Raw genomic sequence first — 13,429 nt, 5'->3', positions numbered from 1 at the left:
TCTGGCGCGGGCCTGGCGTTACCCTGGTGTCAGAACGGCAGTTTCATGCCCGGTGGCAGCGGCAGCCCCTGGGTGAGTTTGCCCATTTCCTCGGCGGCGGTCGCCTCGGCCTTGGCGCGGGTGTCGTTGATGGCGGCGACCAGCAGATCCTCCAGCATTTCCTTCTCGGCCGGGTCGATCAGCGACGGGTCGACGCTGATGCGCAGCACCTTGCCCTTGGCGGTCATCCGCACCTTGACCATGCCGGCACCCGACTGGCCTTCGACCTCGATGGTATCGAGCTTGGCCTGGGCGTCCGCCATCTTCGACTGCATGGTCTGGGCGGCCTTCATGATTTCCTGAAAGTTCATGCCTGTGCACTCCTGACGTCGGTGGCGCGCGCGCCGGTTTCCCGCTCGATGATACGGGTCAGCGTGGCGCCGGGGAATGTTTCCAGTGCCGCCCGCACCAGCGGGTCGGCCAGTACGGCCTCGCGCTCGCGGGTCGCCTGGGCGGCGGCCTGTTGCTGCAGGGTCGGCTGGCCCTCCGCCTGCGACAGGCTGACCATCCAGCGGCTGCCGGTCCAGGTTTCCAGGCACTGCATCATGCGCGGCGCCAGATCGCGCGGCGCGCGACTTGTCACCCGCAGTTCGACGCGGCCCGGCGCGTAGGACACCAGATGGGCGTCGTCCCGCAGCGCCTTGCCGATCAGGCCCTCGGTGTTGCTCTCGAACAGCCGCACCAGTTCGGGGAAGCTCGCCGGCGCCGGCACGACGGCGGGCGCGGGGCGGGCGGCGGGGTGGGGAACGACAACGGGGTCGGGCGAGTCGGCCGGCGGCGCTGGCGGATTGTCCACCTCCGGCAGGTCCGCCACCTCGTTCAGCGTGGCCGACACCGCCGGGGCGCCCGCCGGTGCCGTCGGGGCCGGAGCGCCGCCGCCGACGGCGACGCTGCCACCATTCTCCAGGCGCTTCAGCAGGTCGGCCGGGTCGGGCATGCCGGCGGCGTGGATCAGCCGCAGGATCGCCATCTCGGCGGCCTGGATCGGCGCCGGCGCGTTCTGCACTTCCGCCAGGCCCTTGAGCAGCAGCTGCCACAGCCGTTGCAGGGCGGCGAAGCCCAGCCCCTCGGCCCACTGCAGCGCCCGCGGTCGCTCGCCCTCGGTCAGGCCGTCGGTGGGGTCGTCCGGCGACAGCTTGATCCGGGTGATGGCGTGGGTGAGGTCGAGCAGGTCCTGCAGCACCGTCGCCGGGTCGGCGCCGGCGTCGTACTGGCGGCGCAGGTTGGCCAGCGCCGGCTTCGGCTCGGCGGTCAGGATGTGGCCCATCAGGTCGAGCACCAGCGCCCGGTCGGCCAGCCCGATCATGTCGCGCACAGCCGCCGCGCTGACCGCGCCGTTGCCGTGGGAGATCGCCTGGTCGAGAATCGACAGGCCGTCGCGCACCGAGCCCTCGGCGGCCCGCGCGATCATCGCCAGCGCGTCCGGTTCGGCGCTGGCGCCTTCCTTCTCGACGATGGCGCGGAAATGCTCGGCCAGCATCTCGGCGGGGATGCGCTTGAGGTCGAAGCGCTGGCAGCGCGACAGCACCGTCACCGGCACCTTGCGGATCTCGGTGGTGGCGAAGATGAACTTCACGTGCGGCGGCGGTTCCTCCAGCGTCTTGAGCAGCGCGTTGAACGCCGCCTTCGACAGCATGTGGACCTCGTCGATGATGTACACCTTGAAGCGCGCCGAGACGGCGGCGTAGCGCACGGCATCGATGATCTCGCGCACGTCGTCGACGCCGGTGCGCGAGGCGGCGTCCATCTCCACCACGTCGATATGGCGGGATTCGCTGATCGCCCGGCACGGCTCGCAGACGCCGCACGGGCTGATGGTCGGGCCGCCGGTGCCGTCCGGGCCGATGCAGTTGAGGGCCTTGGCGATCAGGCGGGCGGTCGAGGTCTTGCCGACCCCGCGCACGCCGGTCAGCAGGAAGGCGTGGGCCAGGCGACCGGTCTGGATGGCGTTGGCGAGCGTGCGCACCATCGCGTCCTGGCCGATCAGGGCCTCGAACGTGGACGGGCGGTACTTGCGCGCGAGAACGCGGTAGCCGTCGGCGGATGCGGAATCAGTCATGGCGCTGTTCTAGAGCCTGATCGGTTGGGAGGGAAGCGCATGGGCTTGCCCGACGGCGTGTATCAGGCTCAAGGCACCGGGCCGGCGGCGCGGGCGACGGCAATCATGGAATGTCTGGTGCGGGCGGGTGGGAGCCGGGACGACCCAAGCCGGATTCGTTGCGGCTGCTTCCTTCCGGACCTGACCGGGTTGGCGAGCGACCTGCCCGCCCCGACTCCCGGCCTCCCTTTTTCACGAAACGCCCCGTCATGCAACCGTCATCGCGTGACGAGGACTTGCATTCGGGCGTCGTGGCCGGGCAGGGTGCGCCGCGTGCCTGAGGGAGGAAACATGAGCGTTGATCCGTTCACCGCGCCGCTGGTCGGCGTCGGCGCCGACATGGGTTTCGTCGGTAATCCGTTCGACCGCGCCGACGAGGTCCGCCGTGATGCCGCCCGGCTCGCCGTGCTCCGCCGCGCCCGCGATTCGCGCTGGCTGCTGCTGGTCGACCTGAAGCCGGTGATGTCGACCGAAGGCGGCGTGCTCGACCTGCTGTGGCTGCCGCCCGACGATCTGCCGGAGATCACCGACTGGGTGTTTCTGGGTTTCCGGGGTGACGCGCCGCATTTTGCCGCCAGCGTGGCGCCGGGCGGCTTCGTGCCGGGCCGGCCACTGGACGCGCGGGGTGCCGCGATCCAGCTGGGTGATTCGCGTTCGGGTATCATCGCCCAGGCCCGCTCGCTGCTGTCGTGGCATGCCACCCACGGGCACTGTGCCGTGTGCGGCGCGCCGACCGAGGCGATCAAGGGCGGCTATTGTCGCCGCTGTACCGCCGCGGGCTGCGGTGCCGAGCATTTCCCGCGTACCGACCCGGTGGTCATCATGCTGGTGGTGGATGGCGAGCGCTGCCTGCTGGGCCGGCAGCCAGCCTTTCCGGCGGGCTTCTATTCGGCGCTGGCCGGCTTCGTCGAGCCGGGCGAGAGCCTTGAGGAGGCGGTACGCCGTGAAGTCGCCGAGGAGGCCGGGGTGCGGGTGGGGCGGGTGCGCTATGTCGCCAGCCAGCCCTGGCCCTTCCCCTCCAGCCTGATGATCGGCTGCTTCGGCGAGGCATTGTCCACCGACATCACCGTCGACGCCGAGGAGCTGGAGGAGGCCCGCTGGTACAGCCGGGCCGAGGTGCTCAGCGCGCTGCGCGGCGAGGGGCCGTTCACCGCCCCGCCGCCGATCGCCATTGCCCACCATCTGCTCAAGGCATGGGCGGAGCTGGGTTAGCGCCAGGCTCGTACCGGCCCCGCTCCGGCCCTATTCGGGCATCGCCTCCGGGTGGCGGCGGACGCGGGCCTGCGGGTAGGTGCCGAGAATGCGCACGCTCTTGGTGTGGAAGCGCAGTTCCTCCATCGCCAGCGCGACGTTGGCGTCGTCCGGCGAGCCGTCGATGTCGGCGAAGAACATGGTGGCGGTGAAGCTGCCTTCCTTCTGGTAGCTCTCCAGCTTGGTCATGTTGACGCCGTTGGTGGCGAAGCCGCCCAGCGCCTTGTACAGCGCCGCCGGGACGTTGCGCACCTCGAACAGGAACGAGGTCATCAGCGGACCGTCCCTGGGGTCGGGGTGCAGCGGCTTGCGCGACAGCACGACGAAGCGGGTGGTGTTGTGGCTGACGTCCTCGATCCCTTCCGCCAGCACATCGAGGTCGAACAGGCGTGCCGCCAGCTTGGAGGCGATCGCCGCCACCTGCGGATCGCCGCGCTCGGCAACCAGCGCGGCGGCGCCGGCGGTATCGGCATAACCAACCTGGCGGATGTTGTGGTCGCGGCACCAGTGGCGGGTCTGGCCCAGCGCCTGGGGATGGCTGATCGCCTCGCGCACCGCGTCGAGGGAGACGCCTTTGAGGCCGAGCAGGCAATGACGCACCCGCAGGAAGTGCTCGCCGACGATGTGCAGGCTGGACTCCGGCAGCAGGAAATGGATGTCCGCCACCCGGCCGGCCTGGCTGTTCTCGATGGGAATCATCGCCAGCTCGGCGCGGCCGGTTTCCACCGCCTCGAAGGCATCCTCGAAGGTGAAACAGGGCAGGGCAAGCCCGAGCGGGAAGGCCTGGGTGGTGGCGAGATGGGAATAGGCGCCGGGCGCGCCCTGGAAGGCGATGGCGTCCTCGGGGCGCTGGGCGGCCTCGGCGGTCATCCGGGCCACCAGGTCCCGGGCCGGCTTGGGGTAGGTTTCCATGGGAGGTTCGCCTTGCTTGGGCTGAAATCAGTCGTCGGAGCGCATATGGCGAGGGGCGTGCGCTCCGGTCAAGGGTTGCGACGACTTGCTCCTTGCGCACGACGCAACGCGCTCCTATGGTGCGCGCCAATTTTCAGGGGTCCGCTGGAGGACAAGCGTGGACGGTTTCGAGTGGAATAAATTCGCAGCAGGGGGCCTGTTGGCAGCGATCGCCATTCTGGTGGCAATCATTCTGACAGGTGAAATGTTCAGGGTGGCGCCGCTTGAGGCGCAGGCCTACGCCATTGAAGGCGTCGAGGAAGAGGGCGGCGCCGCTGCCGGTCCGGCGGTGGCGGAAGGCCCGTCGCTGGCCGAGCTGCTGGCCACCGCCTCGGCCGAGAAGGGCGCCAGCGTGTTCAAGAAATGCGCGACCTGCCATACCATCGAGAAGGGCGGCGCCGCCAAGACCGGCCCGAACCTGTGGGGTGTGGTCGGTGCCAAGCACGCGCACGTGGCCGGCTTCGGCTACTCCGCGGCGCTGGCGGGCAAGTCCGGCGAGGCCTGGAGCTGGGACGCACTGGACGCCTGGCTGAAGAGCCCGAAGGAAGCCATTCCGGGTAACAAGATGTCGTTCGCCGGCATTTCCAAGCCGGAAGAGCGCGCAGCCTTGCTGGCCTATCTCAATCAGAACAGCGACAGCCCGCTGCCGTTGCCAAAGGTCGAGCCGAAGGCGGAGACCGCCGAGGCGCCCGCCGAGGGCGCGGCGCCGGCTGAAGCTGCTCCGGCCGAGGGCGCGGCACCGGCCGAAGCCGCTCCGGCGGCCCAGTAAGCGCCACGGCGTCGCAAGACAGATCAGGGCCGCCCTTCGGGGCGGCCCTTTTCGTTTCCGGAGGTCAGGGGGCTGGTCCGAAGCGGTCAGGGCCTACGGCCGGCGCACGGCCACAACAGGATGCGTGTGGTCGGGGCGCAGCCGGGCGACCACGTCGGCCAGCGGTTCGATGACGGTGGTCATCCAGTAGGCATTGGCGTGGATGAGGCGTGTCGCATCCGCCATCAGGCCGACATGGCCGGGGAAGAACACCAGGTCGCCGCGCCGCAGGCCGCCATCCCAGGCGTCTTCCGGCACCGCCGTGCCGAGTTCCTGCTGCATGTCGCTGTCGCGCGGGCAGGCCGCCCCGCAGGCCATCAGACTGGTCTGCACCAGGCCGGAGCAGTCGATGCCGGCGCGGCTGCGCCCACCCCACAGATAGGGCGTGCCCAGCAGGCTTTCCGCCACCGCCACCGGGTCCTGTGTCCAGTCGCCCAGCGGACGGACGTGGCGACGATGAATGAAACCGCCACCCGTCGCCGCCAGGAAGCGGTCGTCGAACTCGGTGAGCGCCAGCCGGCTGCCCAGTGGGGGGGCAACAAGCAGCGGCGCCTTGATACTGGCGGCCGCGAACACCAGGCCCTGCGGTGCGCTCACCCAATGTGTCGGCGCCGGCTGGTCGGTATCGTCCAGTGCGGTCGACGGCACATAGCCGACATAGCCATCGTGGGCACAGTAGCCCCAGGTCCAGTCGTCGCGGCGCTCCAGCGCCATGAAGGTCTCGCCGAGCAACAGCTCGCTCGCCTGTTCGGCCGTGGGTGCCGGCGCGGCCCGCACGCCAACAGAGGCGCGCCCGCCCCTCAGGGGGACGGGCGCCGCGAAATGCTGGGCCGATACCCGGCCGTAGAGTGCGATGTCGGCGAGATCCCGCCGCCAGGCATGCAGCCTCGGGTCGAGCGGAAGCGACGGATGCAGAAGGGCGGTTGCCTTACTCGTAGGCGCCGCGGAACACGGAGCGGGGCTGGGTGTCGCTGCTATGGCCTGCGTCAATGTGCGGCGTCCTTACGCGGTCGGCAAAATCCTCAAGAAACGCCATGCCGGCCTCGGTGCGCTCAACGAAGATATTGCGCAGGTCGGATTCGTCCTTCTGACGCCGGACATAGCCCAGAGCCCCCAGCGTATTCAATGCCCGCGTCACCACGGGCTTCGACACTTTCAGCCGGGCGGCCAGACCGCGCACGGTGTGGGGGCCATCCATCAGGTACACGACCATCAGGATCGCCATCTGGCGATTGGTTAAATCAGGCTGGTCTGACTGCACGAAGCTGATCAGAGTTCGCAGCCAATCCTTGAGCGGCGCCATTCGGGCGTCGTCGCGATCAAGGTTGAGGGCCATGAGCGTCTCCTTTGTTGAACCACCTCAACGCGTCGACAGATTCCGTTAACACCCCTTAATAAAGTGTTAGCGGAACGAATTGTCGCCACCCTTGGTGCCACTCAGAGCCGGACAACAGCGGCTATGCTCAATCATTTTGCGATAAACCGGGCGGATAACAAGGCCCAGCACGCCCGCAATGTCATCGCCTCGCCACCCTTCGGACGTCCGGGCTTTGCCGAGCCGTTCCACGCGTAGAGGTCAAAGTGCGCCCAGGTGACCGGGGATGCAACGAATCTTTGCAGAAACAGCGCGGCGGTGATGGCGCCGGCGAAGCCGCTCTCGCTGGAATTGTTGATGTCGGCGACCGTGGAGGCCAGCATGTCGCGGTAGCCGTCCCACAGCGGCAGCCGCCACAGCGGATCGCTCACCGCGTCGGCGTGGGCCGCCAGTTCAGTGGCCAGGGTCGTGTCGGGCGTGAACAGCGCTGGCAGCTCAGGCCCCAGCGCGACGCGGGCGGCGCCGGTGAGGGTGGCGAAGTCGAGCAGCAGATCGGGCGTTTCCTCGCAGGCCAGTGCCAGTGCATCGGCCAGCACCAGTCGGCCCTCGGCATCGGTGTTGCCGATCTCGACGGTGATCCCCTTGCGGGTGCGCACCACGTCGCCGGGGCGGAAGGCGTTGCCGCTGACGCTGTTCTCGACCGCCGGCACCAGCACCCGCAGACGCACCGGCAGGCGCGCGTCCATCACCATCTGCGCCAGTGCCAGGGCGTGGGCGGCGCCGCCCATGTCCTTCTTCATCAGCAGCATCGCCGACGACGGCTTGAGGTCGAGGCCGCCGGAATCGAAGCACACCCCCTTGCCGACCAGAGTGACCTTCGGGTGGTCGGGATCACCCCAGCGAATGTCGATCAGGCGCGGTGCGTCGGCGGCGGCTCGGCCGACCATGTGAATGGTCGGGAAGCCCTCGGCCAGCAGCGCGTCACCAATGGTCTCGTGCATTTCGGCGCCATGGCGAGCCGCCAGCTGGCGGGCGGCGTCGGCCAGCACGGCAGGCCCCATGTCGCCCGCCGGTGTGTTGACAAGGTCGCGTACCAGCGCCACCGCCGCGGCCTGCCGGCATGCTTCCAGGTTGACGGTGGCGTCCTCACCGGCCACCAGCACGCGCGGCTCCGTTGCCGCCGCCTCGCTGCGATAGCGGTCAAAGCGATAATGGGCGAGCAGCCAGCCGAGCCGCCCCTCGCCGAGCTGGCGCTTGCCGTCCGGCAGCAGCCGGTAGCGTCCGGCCGGCAGTCTGCCAGCCGCCGGCGCCAGATCCCAGGGCCCCAGGGCATCGCCGCGCGGCACGCCGGCCAGCACGCCGGCGCACTGGCCGTCGGCGGCGGGCAGCAACAGCAGGTCACCGGCCTTGCCCTTGAACCCCTGGGCGGCCACCCAGGCGACCTGACGGGCCTCGCGGCCGTCACGCCACAGCGCCAGGCTATCCTCGTCCACCAGCCACAACGGCGTGGCCGGCTGGCCGCTATCCAGTTCGATGTACTGTGTAAACATGTGATCTTCCCTTCACCCTCCGGCCTAGCACAGACACAAGAACGCCGGAACACAAGTGTTCCGGCGCCAAGGTGCAGGGAAGATCGTGGCGCCCCTGTCGCAGGGGGCGCGAAGTCGGTCAGAAGCGCATGCCGAAGCCGACGCCGGCGACGATCGGGTCGAGATCGACCTTGACCGTGCGGACGGTGCTGCCGGTGGTCAGCGTCGCCTTGGTGTTGATGTCGATGTACTTGACGTCGAGGTTCAGGAAGAACTTCTCGGTCAGATCGATGTCCACACCGGCCTGGACAGCCCAGCCCCAGTCGTTCTTCAGCTTGGCCTTGGTGTCGCCACCCAGCGCACCGTCAAGCGTGCTGGTCGCCTTCTCGTTGTAGAACATCGTGTAGTTGATGCCGGCGCCGATGTAGGGGCGGACCTTGGCTTCCGGCGCGAAGTGCCACTGGGCGGTGAGCGTCGGCGGCAGAACCCAGGTGTTCACCAGATTGCCGGCGCCATCCAGAATGCCCGCGCCCTTGGCGTGATGCTTGGCGGTGGCGGCGATCAGCTCGAAACCGATGTTGTCGGTCGCCATGTAGGTGAAGTCGACTTCAGGGGTGATCGCGTTGTCGACATTGACGGTGGCACCGGCGATACCGGTCACGTCGCCATTATTGCCGCCGTCGGTCGGGGCAATCATGATGGCACGGGCACGGACGATCCAGTCACCGGCCTTGGCATTGGCCATGGCCGGAGCCATCGCTCCGATGGCGGCCGCAGTGACCAGCGCGATTTTCGCAAACTTCATTGTCATGATTTCCTCCATGAACATGTACACGGGGGACTTCATGCCAGAACTGGCGGCGCTGCCTTTGATGTAGCGCAATAAGCACTGCGACCTTTTGTGCCCTGTGGCAAATGGGTCATGATCTAAGTCAATGATCATAGCCTTTTGAGAATACAAAGGCGGTCGGATTTCGACTTTAGCATTACTTCTGATGTCGTTGCTGGCCTTCCCGGCGACTGGAGAGGCGTGCGAATCAGGCCAGCGGCACACCATAGAGGTCGTATTCGTCGGCGTCCTCGACCTCGACCCGCACGATATCGCCGGGTTTGGTGTGGCCGGCGTCGCGCAGCAGTACCCGGCCGTCGATCTCCGGCGCGTCGGCCTTGGAGCGGCCGGTGGCGCCGCCTTCCTCGTCGACCTCGTCGATGATGACGTCGATGGTGGTGCCGACCCTGGCCTCCAGCTTGGCCGCCGAAATGGCCTGGGCCTTTTCCATGAAGCGCTGCCAGCGCTCCTCCTTGACCTCTTCCGGCACGGCGCCGGGCAGGGCGTTGGCGGCGGCGCCCTCCACTGCCTCGTACTTGAAGCAGCCGACCCGATCGAGCCGGGCCTCGTCCAGCCAGTCGAGCAGGATGTCGACGTCTTCCTCCGTCTCGCCGGGGAAGCCGACGATGAAGGTCGAGCGCAGCACGATGTCAGGGCAGATGTCGCGCCAGCGCTTGATGCGGTCCAGCGTCTTGTCCTGGTTGGCCGGGCGCTTCATCGCCTTGAGCACCGCCGGCGAGGCATGCTGGAACGGGATATCGAGATAGGGGAGGATATGCCCCTCGGCCATCAGCGGGATGACGTCGTCGACGTGCGGGTAGGGGTAGACGTAGTGCAGCCGCACCCAGGCGCCCAGCGTCCCCAGTTCGCGGGCGAGATCGGTCATGTGGGCGCGCACCTCGCGGCCCTTCCACGGGCTGGCGGCATGGCGGATGTCGACGCCATAGGCCGAGGTGTCCTGGCTGATCACCAGCAGTTCTTTCGCGCCGGCCTCGACCAGCTTTTCCGCCTCGCGCAGCACGGCGTTGACCGGCCGGCTGACCAGATCGCCGCGGATCGACGGGATGATGCAGAAGGCGCAACGGTGGTTGCAGCCCTCGGAAATCTTCACATAGGCATAGTGGCGCGGGGTCAGCTTGACGCCCTGTTCCGGCACCAGATCGACATAGGGGCCCAGCGACGGCGGCGCGGCCTCGTGCACCGCGCCGACTACCGCCTCATACTGCTGCGGCCCGGTGACGGCGAGCACGTTGGGGAAACGTTCGCGGATCATCTCGGCCTCGGTGCCGAGGCAGCCGGTGACGATGACCCGGCCGTTCTCGGCAATCGCCTCGCCGATCGCCTCCAGGCTCTCGGCCTTGGCGGAATCGAGGAAGCCGCAGGTGTTGACCAGCACCACGTCGGCGCCGTCGTAGGTCGGCGACACCTGGTAGCCGTCGGCGCGCAGTTTGGTCAGGATACGCTCGGAGTCGACCAGCGCCTTGGGACAGCCTAGAGAGACAAGGCCGACCTTCGGCGGCACGGCCAGGGATTTGACAGACATGAAACCAGCCTCGAAACGGCCCCGCGGGCCCCGACGCGCGCCGACCCGCGGCGCGCCACACGGCCGGCGATATACGCATTCCCGCGGCCGAACGCCAGAGCGGGGCGTCACCGACGACGCGGGCGAGCCGCTGCCGACACTGATCGCCGACATCGAGGCGGCGGTGCTGTACATCGATGCCCATGTGATCGTGCTCAACAAGCCCGCCGGCCTGCCGGTGCACCGCGGTCCGCGCGCCCGCTACAGCCTTGAGGCCTGGCTGCCGGCGCTGACCTTCGGGTTCGAACGGCTGCCCCAGCCCGGCCACCGGCTGGACACCGACACCTCCGGCTGCCTGGCGCTGGGGCGCAGCCCGCGCGCGTTGCGCCAGCTCAATGCGCTGTTCGCCGAGCGGGCGGTGGAGAAGACCTACTGGGCGGTGGTCGAGGGCCACCCGCCGGCGCTGGAGGGCCGCATCGCGGCGCCCTTGCGCAAGATCTCGACCCGCGCCGAGGGCTGGCGGATGGTGGCGGCGGCCGATGGCGAGCCGGCGGTGACCCGCTACAAGGTGCTCGGCCGTACGGCCCGGCGGAGCTGGCTGGAACTGACGCCGGAGACCGGCCGGACGCACCAGCTGCGCGTCCATTGCGCGACACTGGGCTGCCCGATCGTCGGCGACGCCCTGTACGGCACGGACGGTCCTGCCCTGTTGCTGCACGCTCGCCGCCTGGCGTTCCAGCTTGGCCCGAACACCCGGCGCATCGAGGTTGACGCGCCGCCGCCGACCCCGATGGCCGACGCGCTTGCCACCTTCGCGCAAGATCAGGAGGCCTGAGGCGGTTCGTGAAGGGGGCTGCCTGCGGCCAGCCGTGGCGTCCACGCGATGGCGCCGCATTGCAAATTTGCGACGAACCGATAGCGTCTGGTCCCATCGGGGCGCCCTCGGCGCTCAACATTGGGGACAAGACACATGCTTCGCATCACCCTGCTCGCCGCCGCGAGCCTGCTTGCCGTGGCCGGCACGGCCCACGCCGACGGCAAGCCCGCCTACGGCACCTACGGTTTTGACACCGCCGGCATGGATGCCAGCGTCAGGCCGGGCAACGACTATTATGCCCATGCCAACGGCACCTGGGCGAAAAACACCGCCATTCCCGCCGACCGCTCCAACTACGGCATGTTCACTGTGCTCGATGACCTGAGCCGGGAACGGGTGCGGGCGATCATCGAGGAAATGGCGGCCGGTACGTCGACCGACGCCGACGCCCGCAAGATCGGCACGCTCTATGCAACCTTCATGGACGAGGCAGCGATCGAAAAGGCCGGCATGGCGCCGGTGAAGCCAATGCTGGACAGGATCGCGGCCGCCGCGACGCCGGCGGACATCGCCGCGCTGATGGGCCGGATGACCGTGCTGTCCAGCAACAACCCCTTCCCCTTCTATGTCGCGCAGGACGAGAAGAAACCGGAAGACTATATCGCCACCTTCGTCCAGTACGGCCTGGGGCTGCCGGACCGCGACTATTATCTGGAGGACAATCCGGCCTTCAAGGAGGCGCGCGAGAAGTACAAGGCGCATATCGCCAGGATGCTCGCCTTCACCGGCGTCAGCACCACGGACGCCGAGGCAAAGGCGGCCGCCATCTACGCGCTGGAAGAGGCGATGGCCAGGGCGCACTGGAGCCAGATCGAAAGCCGTGACCGCAACAAGACCTACAACAAATGGACGCTGGCGGACTTCCAGGCCAAGGCACCGGGTGTCGACTGGCCGACCTACATGAAGGCCGTCGGGCTTGAGAAGGCCAACGCCTATATCGTTTCGCAGCCCAGCGCCTTCACCGGCATGGCCGCGGTGCTGGCCAAGACTCCGTTGCCGGTGGTGAAGGATTACCTGGCCTACCATTATCTCTCCGGTTCGGCCGACTTCCTGCCCAGGGCGGTGGTCGAGGAGGACTTCGACTTCAACGGCCGTGTGCTGTCGGGCACGCCGGAGCTGAAGCCGCGCTGGAAGCGCGGCGGCGACTTCGTCGAGATGGCGATGGGCGAGGCGGTCGGGCGCATCTACGTCCAGCGCTATTTCCCGCCGGAGGCCAAGGCGGCCGCCGACAAGCTGGTGAAGAACATCCTGCTGGCCTACGAGAAGCGCATCGACGGGCTGACCTGGATGAGCCCGGAAACCAAGAAGCGGGCGCATGCCAAGCTCGCCAAGTTCACGCCGAAAATCGGCTATCCCGACAAGTGGCGCGATTATGCCAGGCTGGAGGTGATGGCCGGCGACGCGCTGGGCAACGCCGAGCGGGCGGCGACGTTCGAGCACAACCGCAACATCGCCAAGCTGGGCCAGCCGATCGATCGCGGCGAGTGGTTCATGACGCCCTTCACCGTCAACGCCTATTATAATCCGCAGATGAACGAGATCGTCTTTCCGGCCGCGATCCTGCAGCCGCCGTTCTTCGATCCGCATGCCGATGATGCCGTCAATTACGGCGGCATCGGCGCCGTGATCGGGCACGAGATCAGCCACGGCTTCGACGACCAGGGCGCCAAATCCGATGGCGATGGCCTGCTGACCGACTGGTGGACGCCCGAGGACAAGGCCAAGTTCGAGGCGCTGGGCGACAAGCTGTCGGCGCAGTACGACGCCTATTGTCCGTTCGACAAGGCGTGCGTGAAGGGCAAGCTGACGCTGGGCGAGAACATCGGCGACCTGGGCGGCCTCACCGTCGCGCACGAGGCCTATCTGCTGTCGCTGGGCGGCAAGCCGTCACCGGTGCTCGACGGCAAGTCCGGCGACCAGCGTTTCTTCGAGGGCTGGGCGCAGGTGTGGCGGCGCAACTACCGCGAGCCGGAGCTGCGCAAGCGGCTGGTCACCGATCCGCACAGCCCGTCGCAGTACCGCACCAACGGCATCGTGCGGAACATCGACGAGTGGTACGCCGCCTACGGCATCAAGCCGGGCGACGCGCTGTACCTCAAGCCCGAGGACCGGGTGAAAATCTGGTAGGCGCGCACGGACCCGGGGGCGCCGTCGCGCGCCCCCGATGTCGTTATTTGTTTCTGGCGGTATCGATCCGCCTGTTGCGACGG

At 68.2% G+C, this 13,429-nt stretch carries 12 protein-coding genes and 1 other RNA gene; 4 read left to right on the top strand and 9 right to left on the bottom strand.

All coding sequences use genetic code 11. The features are described from left to right. Positions 1-29: 29 nt before the first annotated feature. The 3 genes from ABU113_RS11580 to ffs form a co-directional block, all read right to left on the bottom strand. Complete coding sequence (locus tag ABU113_RS11580; RefSeq protein WP_454559659.1) at positions 30-350, bottom strand: YbaB/EbfC family nucleoid-associated protein; 321 nt, start codon at positions 348-350, stop codon at positions 30-32. Continuing rightward, the gene (locus ABU113_RS11575; protein WP_454559658.1) at positions 347-2,098 is read right to left on the bottom strand and encodes a DNA polymerase III subunit gamma/tau; all 1,752 of its coding nucleotides are present in this window, start codon (positions 2,096-2,098) and stop codon (positions 347-349) included. The genes ABU113_RS11580 and ABU113_RS11575 overlap by 4 nt, the downstream gene beginning before the upstream one ends. A gap of 125 nt (positions 2,099-2,223) precedes the next feature. After that, positions 2,224-2,318, bottom strand: an RNA gene (gene ffs, locus ABU113_RS11570) — signal recognition particle sRNA small type. 110 nt (positions 2,319-2,428) lie between these two features. Between ffs and nudC the strand changes: the two genes are divergently transcribed. Then, positions 2,429-3,349, top strand: a complete 921-nt coding sequence (gene nudC, locus ABU113_RS11565; RefSeq protein WP_454559657.1) for an NAD(+) diphosphatase — start codon at positions 2,429-2,431, stop codon at positions 3,347-3,349. 30 nt (positions 3,350-3,379) lie between these two features. On the opposite strand, the gene ABU113_RS11560 is transcribed toward nudC, so the two are convergent. Then, entirely contained in the window at positions 3,380-4,300 is a 921-nt protein-coding gene (locus tag ABU113_RS11560) for a prephenate dehydratase (RefSeq protein ID WP_454559656.1), read from the bottom strand. Between the two features lie 220 nt (positions 4,301-4,520). Here ABU113_RS11560 and ABU113_RS11555 point away from each other — a divergent pair, with 220 nt between their 5' ends. Further along, complete coding sequence (locus tag ABU113_RS11555) at positions 4,521-5,108, top strand: c-type cytochrome (protein WP_454559655.1); 588 nt, start codon at positions 4,521-4,523, stop codon at positions 5,106-5,108. A 93-nt stretch (positions 5,109-5,201) separates the two neighbouring features. On the opposite strand, the gene ABU113_RS11550 is transcribed toward ABU113_RS11555, so the two are convergent. From ABU113_RS11550 to rimO, 5 genes are all read right to left on the bottom strand, one after another. After that, positions 5,202-5,924, bottom strand: coding sequence for a C40 family peptidase (locus tag ABU113_RS11550; protein ID WP_454559654.1), 723 nt, complete (start codon positions 5,922-5,924; stop codon positions 5,202-5,204). 151 nt (positions 5,925-6,075) lie between these two features. Then, positions 6,076-6,483 carry a MarR family winged helix-turn-helix transcriptional regulator gene (locus tag ABU113_RS11545; protein WP_454559653.1) on the bottom strand — a complete coding sequence of 136 codons (408 nt, stop codon included), beginning with the start codon at positions 6,481-6,483 and terminating at the stop codon, positions 6,076-6,078. 131 nt (positions 6,484-6,614) lie between these two features. Next, complete coding sequence (locus tag ABU113_RS11540; protein ID WP_454559652.1) at positions 6,615-8,012, bottom strand: leucyl aminopeptidase family protein; 1,398 nt, start codon at positions 8,010-8,012, stop codon at positions 6,615-6,617. A gap of 118 nt (positions 8,013-8,130) precedes the next feature. Further along, positions 8,131-8,802 carry an OmpW/AlkL family protein gene (locus ABU113_RS11535; protein WP_454559651.1) on the bottom strand — a complete coding sequence of 224 codons (672 nt, stop codon included), beginning with the start codon at positions 8,800-8,802 and terminating at the stop codon, positions 8,131-8,133. A gap of 226 nt (positions 8,803-9,028) precedes the next feature. After that, positions 9,029-10,363, bottom strand: coding sequence for a 30S ribosomal protein S12 methylthiotransferase RimO (gene rimO / locus ABU113_RS11530; RefSeq protein ID WP_454559650.1), 1,335 nt, complete (start codon positions 10,361-10,363; stop codon positions 9,029-9,031). Here rimO and ABU113_RS11525 point away from each other — a divergent pair. Both ABU113_RS11525 and ABU113_RS11520 read left to right on the top strand, forming a co-directional pair. After that, the gene (locus tag ABU113_RS11525) at positions 10,362-11,177 is read left to right on the top strand and encodes an RluA family pseudouridine synthase (RefSeq protein WP_454559649.1); all 816 of its coding nucleotides are present in this window, start codon (positions 10,362-10,364) and stop codon (positions 11,175-11,177) included. The two genes, rimO and ABU113_RS11525, sit on opposite strands and share 2 nt — an antisense overlap. A gap of 135 nt (positions 11,178-11,312) precedes the next feature. After that, on the top strand, positions 11,313-13,346 hold the full coding sequence (locus ABU113_RS11520) for a M13 family metallopeptidase (RefSeq protein WP_454559648.1): 2,034 nt from the start codon (positions 11,313-11,315) through the stop codon (positions 13,344-13,346). Positions 13,347-13,429 lie beyond the last annotated feature (83 nt).

The organism is Parapedomonas caeni, from assembly GCF_041060555.1.
Taxonomy (GTDB): domain Bacteria; phylum Pseudomonadota; class Alphaproteobacteria; order Sphingomonadales; family Sphingomonadaceae; genus CAUJIW01.
Note: the sequence above shows the minus strand (reverse complement) of the source record. Positions and strands in the feature narration are given on the sequence as shown.

Bases quoted from the DNA above. Each gene is read 5' to 3' on its own strand.
- ABU113_RS11580 (WP_454559659.1), bottom strand. From the start codon at position 350: ATGAACTTTCAGGAAATCATGAAGGCCGCCCAGACCATGCAGTCGAAG.
- ABU113_RS11575 (WP_454559658.1), bottom strand. From the start codon at position 2,098: ATGACTGATTCCGCATCCGCCGACGGCTACCGCGTTCTCGCGCGCAAG.
- nudC (WP_454559657.1), top strand. From the start codon at position 2,429: ATGAGCGTTGATCCGTTCACCGCGCCGCTGGTCGGCGTCGGCGCCGAC.
- ABU113_RS11560 (WP_454559656.1), bottom strand. From the start codon at position 4,300: ATGGAAACCTACCCCAAGCCGGCCCGGGACCTGGTGGCCCGGATGACC.
- ABU113_RS11545 (WP_454559653.1), bottom strand. From the start codon at position 6,483: ATGGCCCTCAACCTTGATCGCGACGACGCCCGAATGGCGCCGCTCAAG.
- ABU113_RS11540 (WP_454559652.1), bottom strand. From the start codon at position 8,012: ATGTTTACACAGTACATCGAACTGGATAGCGGCCAGCCGGCCACGCCG.
- ABU113_RS11535 (WP_454559651.1), bottom strand. From the start codon at position 8,802: ATGACAATGAAGTTTGCGAAAATCGCGCTGGTCACTGCGGCCGCCATC.
- ABU113_RS11525 (WP_454559649.1), top strand. From the start codon at position 10,362: ATGAAACCAGCCTCGAAACGGCCCCGCGGGCCCCGACGCGCGCCGACC.
- rimO (WP_454559650.1), bottom strand. From the start codon at position 10,363: ATGTCTGTCAAATCCCTGGCCGTGCCGCCGAAGGTCGGCCTTGTCTCT.
- ABU113_RS11520 (WP_454559648.1), top strand. From the start codon at position 11,313: ATGCTTCGCATCACCCTGCTCGCCGCCGCGAGCCTGCTTGCCGTGGCC.